Here is a 16278-nt window from a genome sequence, read left to right on the forward strand (position 1 = left end):
CGATTGGCGGATCGAAGGCGAGCGGGCGCGTCCTGCAAACCGGAGATGGCGGCGGCACATACTGGAATGAATAGATGCAGGCTGAGACCGCGACGGAATTCGTGACTCTACGGTCGCGGAGCGAGCGGCTGTCGCGCCCCTCTGGCATAGAGGGCGCCGGAGAAATGCCTTGGGGCACGCATTTCTGCCAATTCTTCGATGATGTCGACGATCTGCTCGACATCGTCGCCCCCTATTTCGCGGCGGGCCTCGCCGCCAATGAGCGCTGCATATGGATCGCCTCGCCGCCGCTGACCGTTGCGGCCGCCAAGGCGCGCCTCGCGACTCTCGTTCCCGATCTCGAGGCCGATCTCGCGGCGGGCAGAATCGACATTCTGCCGCCCGAGGAATGGTATCTGCGCAATGACCGGCTGGATGGCGTCCGCCTGCTGGACGATTGGCGCTCGGCCCATGACGCGGCGCTGCGGGCGGGCTTCGACGGATTGCGCGCCAGCGGCAACGCCTTCGAGGTGGACGCCACGGCCTGGTCGATCTTCATGACCTATGAGACCGGGCTCGCCGCCATGCACGGCTCGGTGCGCATGCTGACGCTCTGCTCCTATTCTCTGAATCTGATCGGCGCGCCGGAGATCGTCGAGGTGATCGCCCGACATGAATTCGCGCTGATCCGCCGCGGCGGCCGCTGGGAGACGATCAAGAGCCTCGACTATGAGCGCGCGCGCAAGGCGCTGCGGCAGAGCGAGGAGCATTTTCGCCTGCTGGCCGAAGGCGCGCCGTCCTCGGCGATCTTCTCGCTGGACCGGCAGGAGCGCATCGTCGCCTGGAGCGAGGCGGCGGAACGCATCACCGGCTGGAGCCGCGACGAAATTCTCGGGCGGCGTCTCTCAATCCTTCATTCGGCCGAATCGCAAGAGGAGCTCGGCGCTCTCGTGGCGCAGGGCGTCGTCAAGCGCCATGAGCCGCGTCGGCGCCGGGACGGCTCGATCTTTCCCGCCGAGGAGCTGATCGCGCCGCTGCGCGACGATTCCGACAATCTCTACGGCTATGCGGTGATGCTCAGCGATCTCAGCGAGCGCTCGCGCGCCGAGCAGGAGCGCCGCGCGAGCGAGGCGCGCCTTCGCGCGATCGTCGAAGGCGCAGTCGACGCGATCGTCATCATCGACGGCGACGGCGTCATTCACGCCGTCAATTCCGCGGCGACGCGGCTCTTCGGCCATGAGGCGGCGGAAGCGATCGGGCACCCGGTCGATATTCTGTTCCCCGAGCCCTTCCACGACCCTCGCTTCGCGACGCTGGGCGCAGATGGGGCGGCGCCCGCGGCGGCGGAGCCCGAGCGGATCGGCCGCCACAAGGACGGCTCGCTGTTTCCGCTGGAGCTCTCCGTCAGCGAGGCGGGGCATGACGGCGAACGGCTGCTCGTGCTGTTCCTGCGCGATCTCACCGAACGCCGCCGGGCCGAGGCGCAGATGCGCAAGCTCCGCTCCGACAGGCTCGATCTGATGGCGCAAATGGCGGCGAATGTCGCCCATGAGATCAATCAGCCGCTCTCGGCGATCTCCACCTATCTCAGCGCCGCGCGCCGCGTGCTGAGACGCGCCGAGTCCGCGAGCGCCGATCTCGAGCCGATCCTCGACAGCGCCGTCGCGCAAGTGACGCGCGCGGCGCAGATCATCAGCCATTTGCGCGGCTTCGTGACGCGCGCCGAGCCGGACAAGACTCAGCAGCGGCTGCACGACATCATCCGCGACGCCTGCGCCTTCACCGACATGGCGCGCAATCATGTCAAAGTCGTCACCACGCTCGATCTCGCGGCGACGGATGACGCGGTGATCGTCGATCGCGTGCAGATTCGGCAAGTGCTGGTCAATCTGAAGCGCAATGCGCTGGAGGCGATGCAGGGCGCCGAGAAGCGCGAGCTCGTCATCTCGACCCGGCTCGACGAGAGCGGCATGATCCGCACCGATATCGTCGACACGGGCGCGGGCCTCGCCGATGAAATGGCGAATGAGCTGTTCGAGCCCTTCACCTCGACGAAGAAGCATGGTCTCGGCGTCGGCCTCGCGGTCTCGCGCGCGATCGTGGAGGCGCATTACGGGAAGCTGTGGGCGGAGCAGAACCCCGGCGGCGGCGCGCGTCTGAGCTTCACCCTGCCGCTGGCCGACGATCGGCTGGAGGAGCCGGACGAAGAGTGATCGAACCACAGACGGAAAACGCCCCGAGCCCCCCATCCTCGCCTTCTCCCCGCCTGCGGGGAGAAGGAAGAAGACGAAAACGGCGCGAGGCGATTCGCAAGACGAGCTGGAGCGCTCCGGTCAGGTCAGATACTGGCCGCCATTGATGGTCAGCGTCGAGCCGGTGATGAAGCCGGCGTCGTCCGAGGCGAGGAACACCACGGCGCGGGCGATCTCCTCCGGCTCGCCGAGGCGGCCGACGGCGATGTAAGGAATGATGTGCTTGTCGAGCACGTCCTGCGGCACGGCCTTCACCATCTCCGTGGCGATATAGCCGGGCGCGATGGCGTTGACGGTGATGCCCTTGGAGGCGCTCTCCTGCGCCAGCGCCTTGACGAAGCCGATGTCGCCGGCCTTGGAGGCGGAATAATTGGTCTGGCCGGCCTGGCCCTTCTGGCCATTGATCGACGAGATGACGATGATGCGGCCGAAGCCGCGGTCACGCATGCCGTTGATGACCGGGCGGGTAACGTTGAACAGCGAGTTGAGGTTGGTGTTGATCACCGCCTGCCACTGCGCCAGCTCCATCTTGTGGAACAGACGGTCCTTGGTGATGCCGGCGTTGTTCACGAGCACATCGACCGCGCCCAGATCCTTCTCGATCTGCGCGATGGCGGCGGCGCTGGCGTCATAGTCCGACACGTCGAACTTGTAGACCGGAATGCCGGTGTCCGCCTTGAACTTGTTCGCCGCCTCGTCATTGCCGGCGTAAGTCGCGGCGACATTATAGCCGGCCGCCTTCAACGCCTTGGAAATCGCCTCGCCGATGCCGCGCGTGCCGCCCGTCACAACCGCTGTTCTGCCCACCTCGTCCTCCTTCATCGAATTTTTGGAAAACTGGACCGCGAGCCTTCAGGCTCGCGGTCCTATTTTTATATTTAGCGCTCGATCGTCAGGGCGACGCCCATGCCGCCGCCGATGCAGAGCGTGGCGAGGCCGCGCTTGCCGCCGCGGCGTCCGAGCTCATAGAGCAGCGTCGTCAGAATGCGCGCGCCCGAGGCGCCGATCGGATGGCCGATGGCGATGGCGCCGCCATTCACGTTGACGATCGCCGGATCCCAGCCGAGATCCTTGTTCACGGCGAGAGCCTGCGCGGCGAAAGCCTCATTGGCCTCGACGAGATCGAGGTCGGAGATCTTCCAGCCGGCCTTCTCCAGCGCCTTGCGCGAGGCCGGGATCGGGCCGGAGCCCATGATCGACGGATCGACGCCAGCGGTCGCCCAGGAGGCGATGCGGGCCAGCGGCGTGAGGCCGCGCTTGGCCGCTTCCGCCGCCGTCATGATGACGAGCGCCGCCGCGCCGTCATTGAGGCCAGAGGCGTTGGCCGCCGTCACCGTGCCGTCCTTCGTGAAGGCCGGCTTCAGCTTGGCGACGCCCTCGAGCGTCACGCCATGCTTGATGTATTCATCCTGATCGACAATCACGTCGCCCTTGCGGGTCGAGACGGTGAAGGGGACGATCTCGTCCTTGAACTTGCCGGCCTTCTGCGCAGCCTCGGCCTTGTTCTGCGAGGCGACGGCGAAAGCGTCCTGCTCGGCGCGGCTGATCTGCCACTTGGCCGCGACGTTCTCGGCCGTGATGCCCATGTGGTAATTGTTGAAGGCGTCGGTGAGGCCGTCGACGATCATCGTGTCGACGAACTTCACATCGCCCATCTTGGTGCCGGCGCGCATGTGAGCCGAGTGCTGCGACAACGACATGGACTCCTGGCCGCCGGCGACGATGATGCTCGCGTCGCCCGACCGAATCTGCTGAGCGGCGAGCGCCACGGCGCGCAGGCCGGAGCCGCACACCTGATTAATGCCGAAAGCGGTCTTGTCCTGCGGCACGCCCGCCTTGATGGCGGCCTGACGCGCCGGGTTCTGTCCCTGCGCGGCGCCCAGCACCTGGCCCAGGATGACCTCGTCGACGTCGGCGGCCTCCAATTTGGCGCGCTCGATAGCGGCCTTGACAGCGACCGCGCCCAATTCATGGGCGGGCGTTGAACCGAAAGCTCCGTTGAACGATCCCACAGCTGTGCGCGCCGCGGAAACGATCACGATCTCCGTCGTCATATCGTTCTCCTGATTGGTCGGGCTGGCGCCGGCGGACGCCGCTCGCGCACGTTGAGCATTTTGAGTCGCGGCTCGTCAAGCGCCGGACGCGCGCATCGTTGACGCGGCGCGTCAATTCTTCGGGCGACGGAGGCCGAATTGAAGGAAGCGCCGCGTCGCGAGGCCGGCGCGCGCGGCGCAGGCCGGCCGAAAGCCGCGCAAGCCGTTCGACAGAGCCGCGCATGAGCCTCTCGCCCGAAATAGCCGATGGCGCCGCCGGCCGCCCCCTGCGCATGGGCGGCGAGAGGCCGCGGCCTCCGCTCCGTCCGTCTCGCGCCCGTTATTCCAAATGCGCGCTCTGACGGCGAGCGCGATCGCTGCGCCGTTTCCGGGCGCGGCTCGACCGCCTGCCCAACGCCTACCCTCTCAGGCGATGCGAGAACCTACCCGAACCGTCCATTTCGGTCGGCTGCGCCATTCTCGTCGGCCGAGTCGATCGATAGCGGAGGGGCGACCGAAAGCGACCTTTCGTCGGGCCGGCTCGGACGGCGGCTTCGTGCTTCTCGCGAGGCGAGGCATTTTTTTGCGCACCCTCGGCGTTTTTTTAAAAAAATTGCGCCGGAACTCGATGAGCGCGACAATCGCGCCGCGTCCAGCCTCACGGTTCGAGCGTCACGCCCTAGATTCGGGGCAGGCTCGCCCCGGATTTCATCAATGTCTCAGCAAAACCCGTCTCGGCCGAAACGCGCTTGGCTGTTCTTCCCCTCCCTGCCGCAGGCCGCGCTGCGCTACGACCTCGCGGCCGGGCTGACGCTGGCGGCCATCGCCATACCAGAGCAGATGGCGACGGCGCGGCTCGCAGGCTTTCCGCCGCAGATCGGCTTCTTCGCCTTTCTGGCCGGCTCGCTGGCCTTCGCGGCTTTCGGCTCCAGCCGCTTTCTCTCCTCCGGCGCGGATTCGACGATCGCGCCGATCTTCGCCGGCGCTCTCGCGCTGCTGGCGACGCGCGGCTCGCCGCAATTCATGGCGCTCGCCTCCTTTCTCGCTCTGCTGGTCGGCGGCATTCTCGCGCTCGGATTTCTGCTGCGCGCCGGCTGGGTCGCAGATCTCCTCTCCGTTCCGGTGACGACCGGTTTTCTCGCCGGCATCTCCATTCACATCTTCATCTCGCAGCTGCCCGCGCTCATCGGCCTGCCGAGCGTCGAAGGCAGCGAATTCTATCGCGTCGCCGAAATGGCGAAGCATTGGCGCGAGGCCAATCCGGCAGCCATCGCCATCGGCCTCGGCGCGCTCACGACCATTATCATCGGCGAGAAGATCAGCCCCAAGCTGCCGGCCGCGCTCATCGCGCTCGCCGGCGCCGCTTTCGCGGTGCGCTATTTCCATCTCGAGGAAAGCGGCGTCGCCGTGCTCGGCAGGGTCTCGGCGGAATTTCCGCACCCGCGCTTTCCCGAGATCGCGCCCGCCGATCTTCCCCATATCGTCGGCCTCGCCATCATCATCTCGGTCGTCATCATGGTACAGACGGCGGCGACCTCGCGCTCCTTTCCCAATGAGGAAGGCCGCGCGCCGGATGTCGATCGCGATTATCTCGGCGTCGGCGCGGGCTGTCTGCTGGCGGGGCTGGTCGGCGCCTTCGCCGTCGACGCCTCGCCGCCGCGCACGGCGATCGTCTCCGCCACCGGCGGGCGCTCGCAGCTCTCGTCGATCGTCGCGGCGCTGGTCATCGCCGCGCTGCTGCTGTTCGGCGCCTCCTTGCTCGAGCAAGTGCCCAACGCCGCGCTCGCCGGCGTGCTGATGTTCATCGCCGCGCGCATTTTCCGCCTGCATGTGATGCGCGACATTTATTCCAAGACGCATGGCGAGTTCGCGCTCGTGGCGCTGACCATGGCGGCCGTCGTCGCGCTGCCGGTGCAGACGGGCGTATCGCTATCCATATTGGCGTCGCTGCTGCATGGCGTGTGGACGACGACGCGCTCGCGCCTCATCACATTCGCGCGCCTGCCGGGAAGCTCGGTGTGGTGGCCTTGCGCATCCAGCGGAGCCGAGCCTTATGGCGAGCGCCTCGAGGGCGTGCTGGTGACGGCCTTTCAGGCGCCGCTGTCTTTTCTCAACGCCTATGGTTTCCAAAGCGATTTGCGCGAGGCGATAGAGGAAAAGCCGAAGCTCGTCGTGCTGGAGGCGAGCAATATCGTCGAGATCGATTATACGGCGGCGCGCATATTGCGGCAGGCGATCGAGGATTGCCGCGCCGCGGGCGCGGATTTCGCCATAGCGCGGCTGGAATCCGTGCGCGCGCATGAGGCGCTGACCCGCTTCGGCGTGCTGGAGACGCTCGGCGAAGGCCGCTTGTTTCGCAGCGTCGACGAGGCGACGCGGGCGCTGGCGCCGAACGCCGTCGCAAGAGAAATGCGCGCCCCTTCTCCCCTCGCGGGAGAAGGTGGCCCGGCGTAGCCGGGTCGCAGGAGGGCTAATGCCGGTGCATTCTATAATTTAGCATTCAAAGATTCTCGAATCCTACAGCTCGCCTTCCAGAGACTCTGACTGCGATTCGACGCACGCTCTGCAGACCAGCCCGATTCGACGAATTCGCAAAGCCGCGCGTTGTATCCAAATCCCTGCGACGCAGCGGCACCTTTAATCGGTAGAAGATCATTTCGAAGCTCCCTCGGCGCCGAGCGAGCAAGCCTTAAAAGATACCGTTTCGGATCTGGCAGGCCCTCGGGATTTGGATCAATTTTATGCGGAGAAATATGAAGGAACTCCCCTATCCCTTCTCGATCCGCCAACAACCATGTTTCGACTTCACGAACAGCTACTCGGAATACGAGCTTCGAGGGACAAATCTTCGTTCCAAACCACTCACGAATAAGCATAGAAGGGCAAGAAACCGCATCGAGGTCCGTGAGCACAATGACCGGAATTCTCCTCGCCGTTTCACAGAATTTGTCGATGTTCCGTCGAAGATAACCATTGCCTTCCCTCCGAACCCTGCGGAGGCCCTCGTCGCTTCCTCGAGCTTCGATGACAAGTCGACAAACGACTGCCTCGCTCAGCTCGTCTTCCGTCGCAACGAGCAACATCAGTTCAAAACCATCTTATGCAGTTTTTTTGGATGCGCTTGTGACAAAAGGATTTCCGCCGGTGAATAGCCATCTCTCATTAGCCCGAGTTCTTGATCTGTTGGCAAATGAACCGTTGTTCCCTCCTGAATACGCTCTAGCCAAATAACACCCCTTCCATCAACGCTATTATTGCTTAGCAACGATTGGCTATGAGTGCTAATGATTATCTGACTGGTTGAGCGCCGTACCTGCTCGATTAGACGAGGAAGATTTCGCACTATTTCCTCGTCGAGAGAAAGCTCCGGCTCCTCTAATAGTAGCAGATGATTACTTTCCATTAGCAACCAAAACAAAGCGATCAATCGTAAAGTACCATCAGAGAACTGATCCTCCCGTTGCCACCCCGCACCCGGACGATGATGTGCATATCTCGCCTCTAAATGTGGGCGTCCGGTGATCTCATCACGTTCAAATTTTATTTCCTCGAAGAGAGGCACAGCGATCGACAACGCCTTTTGTATGCGCGCCAATCGTGAATTTCTTGTTCGCGCATTTGATTTGGCTACATGCTCGAGAAATGCTTGGCCGAATGGATCGCTTTCGACCGTCTGCCCCCCGATCGCACTTCCAAACTTGACAAGCTGAGGCACCAGATGAAGATAAGTTATCTCACTGAAATGATCAGCCAGTTCTCTGAACTGAGAATTCGTCTGAATTTGTTCCAACGATGTCTGCGTAAGGCGCTCCCTATCCGAAAGGTCGGTTTCATCTGGTCGTTTGAGCAGGCAGATTTCTTTGCCGTCTACGGCCTTATAAACTTCCTCTGCGGCAATGAGCGGTCTCTTGATTTTATTGCTTTCCGACTTGATTGCGAGAACGTATCTCCACATAGGCTGCGGATCATCGAATTTATCAGAGAGGTGAACCTCGATGACGATCTCGGGTTTGTTTCGAGCATGTAAACAACGGAGTTTCGTCAGTCCCCCTCTATCCGCAACCGCTTTCTGAAGGCCTCCGCCTTGCGCCTTCGCGATATCCCGCAAAAAACGGAAGACGTCGAGAAGATTGGATTTACCTGTCGCATTCGCGCCGAGCACATAGGTCACGTCCAAAAACTTTGCTTCCGCGTGCTGGAAGTTTTTCCAATTCTGGAGCTTGACGTGAGAAATGAGCATGACCTATGCGCCCGTCTGATGTCGATCACGTGAGTGCGTCACGTCCGAATCTATATCGAGGAACTGACGACAAAGGCCGACGCGCCTTCAAGCCGCCTTCTGCTTCGGCGTGATGAGCTTGCGGTTCGCCAGCACTTCGGCGATCTGCACCGCGTTCAGCGCCGCGCCCTTGCGCAGATTGTCGGAGACGCACCACAGAACGAGGCCATTCTCGACGGTCGGATCGTCGCGAATGCGCGAGATATAGGTCGCGTCCTCGCCGGCCGCCTCGTGCGGCGTGATGTAGCCGCCGGGCTCGTGCTTATCGATGACGAGCACGCCGGGCGCCTCGCGCAGAATATTGCGCGCATCCTCCGGCGACAGCGGATTCTCGAACTCGATATTGATCGCCTCGCTATGGCCGATGAACACCGGCACGCGCACGCAAGTGGCGACGAGCTTGATCTTGGGGTCCAAAATCTTCTTCGTCTCCACCACCATCTTCCACTCTTCCTTGGTGAAGCCGTCCTCCATGAAGACGTCGATCTGCGGAATGAGGTTGAAGGCGATGCGCTTGGGGAATTTCTTCGATTCCAGAGGATCGGAGACAAAGACCGAGCGCGTCTGCGAGAACAGCTCGTCCATGCCCTCCTTGCCCGCGCCCGAAACGGATTGATAGGTCGAGACGACGACGCGCTTGATCTTGGCGGCGTCGTGCAGCGGCTTCAGCGCCACGACCAGCTGCGCGGTGGAGCAGTTGGGATTGGCGATGATGTGCTTTTTCGTGAAGCCCGCCGCGGCGTCGGCGTTGACCTCCGGCACCACCAGCGGAACATCCGGGTCCATGCGCCAGGCGGAGCTGTTGTCGATGACGACGCAGCCCTTGGCGCCGATACGCGGCGCCCATTCGCGCGCGACGTCGCCGCCCGCCGACATCAGACAAATATCCGTGTCCGAGAAATCATAAGTGTCGAGATGGCGGCATTTGAGAATCTTGTCGCCGAACGACACTTCCGTCCCGATGGAGCGGGACGAAGCCAGCGCGACCACTTCCGAGACCGGAAAGCGGCGCTCCGCCAGAATGTCGAGCATCTCGCGGCCCACATTGCCCGTGGCGCCCGCGACGGCGACCTTGTAACCCATGGGATGGAACTCCTTTTGCCCGCTTATGACGGCGGGCGCGCCTTTTGTCGAGGGAATGGACGAGAATAGCGAAGCGGCCCCGCTGGCCATTCGGCCACGGAGCGGCTTCGCATCGATCTCGCAGCTCGGCCACGGCGGCGGGCGCCGCGGCAGACGGGCTCAGAAAGGCATGCCGACAGACATATTGCCGTTATTGCCCATGCTCACCGGCGCCTTGCCGAAACGTGAGCCTTCGTCCTCTTTTTCTTTCTTCTTGGGCGGGGATTTGCCCGGCGACCAGCCCTCGAGCTCGCCGAATTGGCGGTTCTCGGCCTTGGCCGGCGGCTTGCCGGGCGCGGCCGGCTGACCAGCCGTAGCCTGTTGCTGCTGTTTGTTTTTCTTCGGCTTCGCCTTGGCGGCTCCGGCGGCGGACGTATCCAGCCGGCTGGGGTCGAGCGCATCCTCCGCCCCCGCGGAGAGCGGCAGCGCGGACGAAAAGGCGAAAATAGCGGCGACCAGAAGAAGGCGCGATCGCATGGCGGCTACTCCTCGAGCATCAGCTCCAAAATGCTCCCAGGCCGGAAAAAAGACAAGTTCCGGCGATCCCGAGGCGAAGATTGCGCACAAAAACAGGCGCCATTACGGCGCCGGCTCCGTTTTCCTCACTCGCCGGTCGTCTGCGCGATGGCCAGATTTTTGAGCTCGGCGATGGCGGTCCCCGGCAACAGGCTCTTCGGGCAGGCGTTGGAGCAGTTCAGAATCGTGTGGCAGCGATAGAGGCGGAAGGCGTCGTCGACATAGGCGACGCGCTCGGCCGTCGATTCGTCGCGGCTGTCCACCACCCAGCGATAGGCCTGCAACAGCGCCGCCGGGCCCAGGAATCGGTCCCGGTTCCACCAATAGCTGGGGCAGGAGGTGGAGCAGCAGGCGCACAGAATGCACTCATAGAGCCCGTCGAGCTTGCGGCGGTCGTCCGGCGCCTGCAGCCATTCCTTCTCCGGCTCCGGCGTCACCGTCTGCAGCCAGGGCTCGATGGCGGCGTGCTGGGCGTAGAAATCGGCGAGATCGGGCACGAGATCCTTCACCACCGGCATATGCGGCAGCGGATAGAGCTTTATCGCCCCCTCGATCTCGTCCATGCCCTTTGTGCAGGCGAGCGTGTTGAGCCCGTCGATATTCATCGCGCAGGAGCCGCAAATGCCCTCGCGGCAGGAGCGGCGGAAGGTGAGCGTCGGATCGATCTTGTTCTTGATCCAGATGATCGCGTCGAGAACCATCGGCCCGCAATCGTCGAGATCGACGTAATAAGTGTCTATGCGCGGGTTCGACGCCTCATCGGGGTCGAAGCGATAGATGCGGAACTCCCTCACCCGGCTCGCGCCCTCGGGCCGCGGCCAGACCTTGCCCTCGACGGGGCGGGAGGATTTGGGAAGGACGAATTCGACCATGATTTGTCCACTCGCATTCTATGCGGCTTCGAAGCCGGCGATCACGCGCTCAATACACTCGCGCCTTCGGCTCGATATAAGCCACCTCATTGGACAGCGTGTAGCTGTGCACCGGGCGGTAGTCGATCGCAACACTCTTGCCCGCCTCGTCGATCGTCGAGAGCGTGTGCTTCATCCAATCGGCGTCGTCGCGGTCGGGAAAATCCTCGCGGGCGTGAGCGCCGCGGGATTCGGTGCGGTTCTTCGCCGAATCCATCGTCACCACGGCCTGGACGATGAGATTGTCATATTCCAGCGTCTCGACGAGATCGGAGTTCCAGATCAGCGAGCGATCCGAAACCTTGACGTCGTCGCTCTTCTTCCACACCGCATGGATCGCCTGCGATCCCTCCTCCAGCACCTCGCCGGCGCGATAGACGGCGCAATGCGATTGCATCACGCGCTGCATCTCGAGCCGCAGATCGGCGGTCGCGATCGAGCCGGAGGCGAAGCGCCGCGCGTCGAGACGCGACAGTGCGAGCTCGGCGGAGTCGGCGGGCAGCTCGGGCTGCGTCTGGCCGGGCTTCACCAGCTCGGCGGCGCGCTGGCCGGCGGCGCGGCCGAAGACCACGAGATCGACCAGCGAATTGGAGCCGAGACGATTGGCGCCATGCACGGAGACGCAAGCCGCCTCGCCGATCGCCATCAGGCCCGGCACGACGACATCGGGATCGGCGCCGACGCGGCGCAGCGCCTCGCCGTGAAAATTCGTCGGTATGCCGCCCATGTTGTAATGCACGGTCGGCAGCACCGGAATGGGCTCGCGCGTCACATCGACGCCGGCGAAAATCTTCGCGCTCTCGGAAATGCCCGGTAGGCGCTCATGCAGGATCGCAGGGTCCAAATGCTCGAGATGCAGATGGATGTGATCCTTCAACTTGCCGACGCCGCGGCCCTCGCGAATCTCCACCGTCATCGCGCGCGAGACCATGTCGCGCGGCGCGAGATCTTTCACAGACGGCGCATAGCGCTCCATGAAGCGCTCGCCCTCGCTATTCGTCAGATAGCCGCCCTCGCCGCGCGCGCCCTCGGTAATCAAGCAGCCCGCGCCATAAATGCCGGTCGGGTGGAATTGCACGAATTCCATATCCTGCAAGGGCAAGCCGGCGCGCAGCGCCATGCCGCCGCCGTCGCCCGTGCATGTGTGCGCCGAGGTCGCGGAGAGATAGGTGCGGCCATAGCCGCCCGTCGCCAGCACGGTGAGCGCGGCGCGGAAACGATGGATCGTGCCGTCGTCGAGCTTCAAGCAGACGACGCCGCGCACGGCGCCCTCCGCATCGACGATGAGATCGATGGCGAAATATTCGACGAAGAATTCCGTGTCGTGACGCAGCGCCTGCCCATAGAGCGTATGCAGCATCGCATGGCCGGTGCGGTCGGCCGCGGCGCAAGTGCGCTGCGCGGGCGGGCCTCTGCCGTAATCCGTCGTCATGCCGCCGAAGGGCCGCTGATAGATGCGTCCGTCCTCGGTGCGCGAGAAGGGCACGCCCCAATGCTCGAGCTCATAGACGGCTTGCGGCGCGTTGCGGCACAGATATTCGATCGCGTCCTGGTCTCCGAGCCAGTCGGAGCCCTTGACGGTGTCGTACATGTGCCATTTCCAATCGTCCGGCCCCATATTGGCCAGCGCCGCGGCGACGCCGCCCTGCGCCGCCACCGTATGCGAACGTGTGGGAAACACTTTTGTGATGCAGGCGGCCTTCAGCCCCGCCTTGGCGCAGCCGACGACGGCGCGCAGTCCCGCGCCGCCCGCGCCGACGACGACGACGTCGAATGTATGATCGACGATCGGATAGGCCCTGCCCCCGATGTTCACCGTCGTCTTGCCGTTCGCAGCCATTCCCAATCCTCGTCGAAAGAGCGCCCGAGCGCGAACGCGCGTCAGCGCGGCGCGGCGATGATCATTATGGCGAGCGTCCAGATCGCCGCGATCGCGATCACCAGCCATTTGTTGACGATGAGCGCCTTCGCCTTCAGCGCTTCGTCGTGAACATAATCCTCGATGATGTTCTCCACGCCGAGCCGCGCGTGATAGGCGACGACGACGATGAAGGCGATGAGCGCTATGGCCGGCAGCGGCCTTCCGATCTCTGCGCGCGCGGCCTCATAGGGCTTGCCGACGAGACCGACGATTTGCCAGATCGAGAGCAGAGCGAGCGGCGCCAGCGCGCGCGCGCTGTGCCGCATGGCGAGCGCATGCAGCGAGCCGGAGCGATCGGAGACGAAGGCGTCTCCCTTGCCGCTGCGGCCGCTCTGGAATCTCGACATATCGGTTTCTCCATCGATCTAGTTCGATTATAGCGCGACAGGCGCCGCCGCAGTCTCAGCCGAAGAGCGAGGATGCGATCCACAAGAGCGCCGTCAGCGCCACGCCGCCGCCCAAGGTCGCCTTGGCCAGCAGCTCGCGGCCATCGCGATCGAGATAGAGGCCGCGATCCCATATCGCGTGACGCACGCCGCCGAGCAGATGATGAAACAGCGCCCAGCTGAACAGCAGAACGAAGATCCGCCCGACGAGAGAATTGGCGATCCAGGACACGGCCTCGAAGGCCGAAGGACCGAGCGCCAATCCGAGGAAATAGAGCGCGAGCAGAAGCGCGCCGACATAGAGCGCCGCGCCGGTGATGCGATGCGCGATCGACATCGCCATTGTGAGGACGGGCTTGTAGATCGTCAGATGGGGAGAGAGCGGCCGCGCGGCGGCGAGGCTCTCGCTCACAGGATCGGCGTCGGCCATTTTCAATTTCTCTCCGCTCGAGGCTCGGCTGGGACTGATAATTCAATCGCGTCGCCGCTGCAACACACGTATCCGAACGGAGGCGCCAAGCATTTCGTGACTCGTGCATCGCGGCGAAAGGACGCATGACTTACGTAACGCGTCGCGACGCCCGACGCAATCGATGCGCCGATGCGTAGGATTCGAGTCGAAAAACGTGGCGCGTGCGTTACGATCTGTTAACATGCAGCCGCCGACGTTGCCCGGGACCAGCCGGCGCATCGTCGTTCGGAGCCGGCTTTTTCTCCACCGGCTGCGGACGTGTCGAGTAGCGTTGAGCGTCGAGGTTGGTCTGCGTGGCTCGAGAGTTCGTAATGTTGCGTCGGCGCCCCGAGTAAGCGTCGTGTTGCCGTGACGTCGGACTGCCGACTATTTTGTCGGCGGCTTGAGTTCGCTGGTCTCGTCGAATGACTTTTTCGTCAACTCATCTCGCGAGCGATCTATGAATTACAGTGAAACCATCCATATCTTGAACGTCGATCCGATCATCCGCTCGTCTCTGACGAGCGCCCTGGACAAGGCGGATTTTCACCTCCGCCTCCATGAGGACGCGGGACGCTTCTTCGAAGCCGTCGAGACCGACAGCCGCGGCTGCGTCATCATCTATGTGGACATGCCCGATATGATCGGGATCGAGCTGTTGAGAGACGCCAAGGCGCGGCGGGTCGAATTGCCGATCATCGTCGTCACCGCGCAGGCCAATGTGCGTGGCGCGATCCAAGTGATGAAGGAAGGCGCGTTCGATCTGCTCGAGCTGCCTATCAATGAGGCGAAGCTGCTCGCTTCGGTGCAGCAGGCGCTGACCCGCCGCATCGACCACCGCGCCTATCGCGGCCGCGCGCGGACCACGCCCGGCCGGCTCGCCACGCTCACCAATCGTGAGAACGACGTGCTCGCCGGCCTCGTCGAGGGCAAGCTCAACAAGGTCATCGCCCATGAGCTCGGCATCAGCGCCCGCACGGTGGAGACGCATCGCTCGCACATCATGACCAAGATGCGCGTCAAGAGCGTCGCCGATCTCGTCCGCATCTCGCTGGGCGCGCCCCGGCCCGATCCGGCCGTCCGCCTCGGCGCGCCGCGGCCCCCGGCCGATCCGACCGCCCGCCTCGGGACTCCGGCCCCGCGGCAGATGGTCGATTCGGGCGTGAATCTGCCCCGCCGCTGACGCGATCGACGCGGCAAATCGCCAAAATTAACGACGCCGGGGCATGGCGCATGCAATTGGCCATGCGAACGCCATGCTCCGGCGCTAGAATATTGCCTCATGAGATTCGACCGTTCGGCCCGAGCGCCCCTGAATGAGACCGCCCCCGCCGAGGCGCGCGCGGGGGCGGCGCTCACCATCGATCTTGCCGCCCTCGTCGCCAATTGGCGACGGCTCGCCGCGCTCGCCAGCGCGAGCGAATGCGCGGCCGTGGTCAAAGCCGACGCTTATGGATTGGGCGCCGAGCCGACCGTGCGCGCGCTGGCGGCCGCCGGCTGCCGCAGTTTTTTCGTCGCCACCGCCGGGGAAGGCGAGCGCATCCGCGCCGTCGCGCCGCGGGCCATCGTCTATGTGCTCGAGGGACTGCCGCCCGGCGGCGCCCGCGCGCTCGCCGCGGGACGGCTGCGCCCGGTTCTGGCCTCGCTGGAGGAAATCCGCGAATGGGCGGCCTTCGGCCGCTCTATCGGCCGCCGCCTGCCGGCCGCGCTGCAATTCGACACCGGCATGAATCGGCTGGGACTTTCGCTGCGAGACGCCGAGGCCGCGGCCACGGCGGCGCAGGACATCGACCTCACGCTGACGATGAGCCATTTCGTCTGCGCGCAATGGGCCGAGGACCCGCGCAATGCGGGGCAGATCGCCGCTTTCGAGACGGCGCGGCGCGCTTTCCCCGGCGTGCCGGCCTCGCTCAGCAATTCCTCGGGAATCTTTCTGGAGCAGAAGCCGCATTACGATCTTCTGCGCCCCGGCTACGCCCTCTACGGCGGCAATCCGACGCCGGCGGCGCCCAATCCGATGCGAACCGTCGCCCGGCTCGAGGCCCCGATTCTGGCGACGCGCCGGATCGAGGCCGGCGAGAGCGTCGGCTATGACGGCGTGTGGACGGCGACGCGGCCGACGCGGCTGGCGACGCTCGGCCTCGGCTATGGCGACGGCTTTCCGGCCGCCGTCGCCGGCCCGGGCCGGCCCGCCCCGGAGGCGATCGTCGCCGGACGGCGCTGCCCGATCGTCGGCCGCGTGTCGATGGATTTCGTCATGCTGGATGTGACCGACGTCCCCGAAGGCGCCGTCTATCGCGGCCAGACCGCCGAGCTTTTGGGCGAGACGATCGGCGTCGACGAGCTGGCGCTGCGCTGCGGAACGATCGGCTATGAGATTTTGACCCGGCTCGGCCGGCGCTATGAGCGGGTCTATATCGGAGGGTAA

Annotated in this window: 13 protein-coding genes; 4 read left to right on the plus strand and 9 right to left on the minus strand. The window is 64.2% G+C overall.

Annotated elements, in window-relative coordinates; translation table 11 throughout:
• Nucleotides 1–74: 74 nt before the first annotated feature.
• On the plus strand, nucleotides 75–2192 hold the full coding sequence (locus ACT53T_RS05540) for a PAS domain S-box protein (protein ID WP_476160455.1): 2118 nt from the start codon (nucleotides 75–77) through the stop codon (nucleotides 2190–2192).
• A 120-nt stretch (nucleotides 2193–2312) separates the two neighbouring features.
• On the opposite strand, the gene phbB is transcribed toward ACT53T_RS05540, so the two are convergent.
• Together phbB and ACT53T_RS05550 are read right to left on the minus strand one after the other, a co-directional pair.
• Nucleotides 2313–3038, minus strand: coding sequence for an acetoacetyl-CoA reductase (gene phbB, locus ACT53T_RS05545; protein ID WP_400769140.1), 726 nt, complete (start codon nucleotides 3036–3038; stop codon nucleotides 2313–2315).
• 71 nt (nucleotides 3039–3109) lie between these two features.
• Nucleotides 3110–4285 carry an acetyl-CoA C-acetyltransferase gene (locus tag ACT53T_RS05550; RefSeq protein ID WP_476160456.1) on the minus strand — a complete coding sequence of 392 codons (1176 nt, stop codon included), beginning with the start codon at nucleotides 4283–4285 and terminating at the stop codon, nucleotides 3110–3112.
• Nucleotides 4286–4978: 693 nt separating this feature from the next.
• Between ACT53T_RS05550 and ACT53T_RS05555 the strand changes: the two genes are divergently transcribed.
• Nucleotides 4979–6718, plus strand: a complete 1740-nt coding sequence (locus ACT53T_RS05555) for a SulP family inorganic anion transporter (protein ID WP_476160457.1) — start codon at nucleotides 4979–4981, stop codon at nucleotides 6716–6718.
• Between the two features lie 628 nt (nucleotides 6719–7346).
• Here ACT53T_RS05555 and ACT53T_RS05560 read toward each other — a convergent pair.
• The 7 genes from ACT53T_RS05560 to sdhC form a co-directional block, all read right to left on the minus strand.
• Nucleotides 7347–8504, minus strand: coding sequence for an AAA family ATPase (locus tag ACT53T_RS05560; RefSeq protein WP_476160458.1), 1158 nt, complete (start codon nucleotides 8502–8504; stop codon nucleotides 7347–7349).
• Nucleotides 8505–8591: 87 nt separating this feature from the next.
• Complete coding sequence (locus ACT53T_RS05565; RefSeq protein WP_026191433.1) at nucleotides 8592–9626, minus strand: aspartate-semialdehyde dehydrogenase; 1035 nt, start codon at nucleotides 9624–9626, stop codon at nucleotides 8592–8594.
• Nucleotides 9627–9785: 159 nt separating this feature from the next.
• Entirely contained in the window at nucleotides 9786–10142 is a 357-nt protein-coding gene (locus tag ACT53T_RS05570) for a hypothetical protein (RefSeq protein ID WP_476160459.1), read from the minus strand.
• Nucleotides 10143–10267: 125 nt separating this feature from the next.
• Nucleotides 10268–11053 (minus strand): succinate dehydrogenase iron-sulfur subunit, encoded by a 786-nt coding sequence (locus tag ACT53T_RS05575; protein WP_018266242.1) that lies wholly within the window; start codon nucleotides 11051–11053, stop codon nucleotides 10268–10270.
• A 49-nt stretch (nucleotides 11054–11102) separates the two neighbouring features.
• Nucleotides 11103–12932 (minus strand): succinate dehydrogenase flavoprotein subunit, encoded by a 1830-nt coding sequence (sdhA, locus tag ACT53T_RS05580; RefSeq protein WP_400769151.1) that lies wholly within the window; start codon nucleotides 12930–12932, stop codon nucleotides 11103–11105.
• Between the two features lie 41 nt (nucleotides 12933–12973).
• On the minus strand, nucleotides 12974–13360 hold the full coding sequence (gene sdhD, locus ACT53T_RS05585; RefSeq protein ID WP_018266244.1) for a succinate dehydrogenase, hydrophobic membrane anchor protein: 387 nt from the start codon (nucleotides 13358–13360) through the stop codon (nucleotides 12974–12976).
• A 55-nt stretch (nucleotides 13361–13415) separates the two neighbouring features.
• Nucleotides 13416–13829: a succinate dehydrogenase, cytochrome b556 subunit gene (gene sdhC, locus ACT53T_RS05590; RefSeq protein ID WP_476160460.1), complete on the minus strand. Its 414-nt coding sequence runs from the start codon at nucleotides 13827–13829 to the stop codon at nucleotides 13416–13418.
• A gap of 481 nt (nucleotides 13830–14310) precedes the next feature.
• On the opposite strand from sdhC, the gene ACT53T_RS05595 reads away from it, so the two are divergent.
• Nucleotides 14311–15033, plus strand: a complete 723-nt coding sequence (locus ACT53T_RS05595; RefSeq protein WP_018266246.1) for a response regulator transcription factor — start codon at nucleotides 14311–14313, stop codon at nucleotides 15031–15033.
• A 99-nt stretch (nucleotides 15034–15132) separates the two neighbouring features.
• Complete coding sequence (alr, locus tag ACT53T_RS05600) at nucleotides 15133–16278, plus strand: alanine racemase (protein ID WP_476160461.1); 1146 nt, start codon at nucleotides 15133–15135, stop codon at nucleotides 16276–16278.

This window comes from Methylosinus sp. DMC45 (assembly GCF_056313885.1).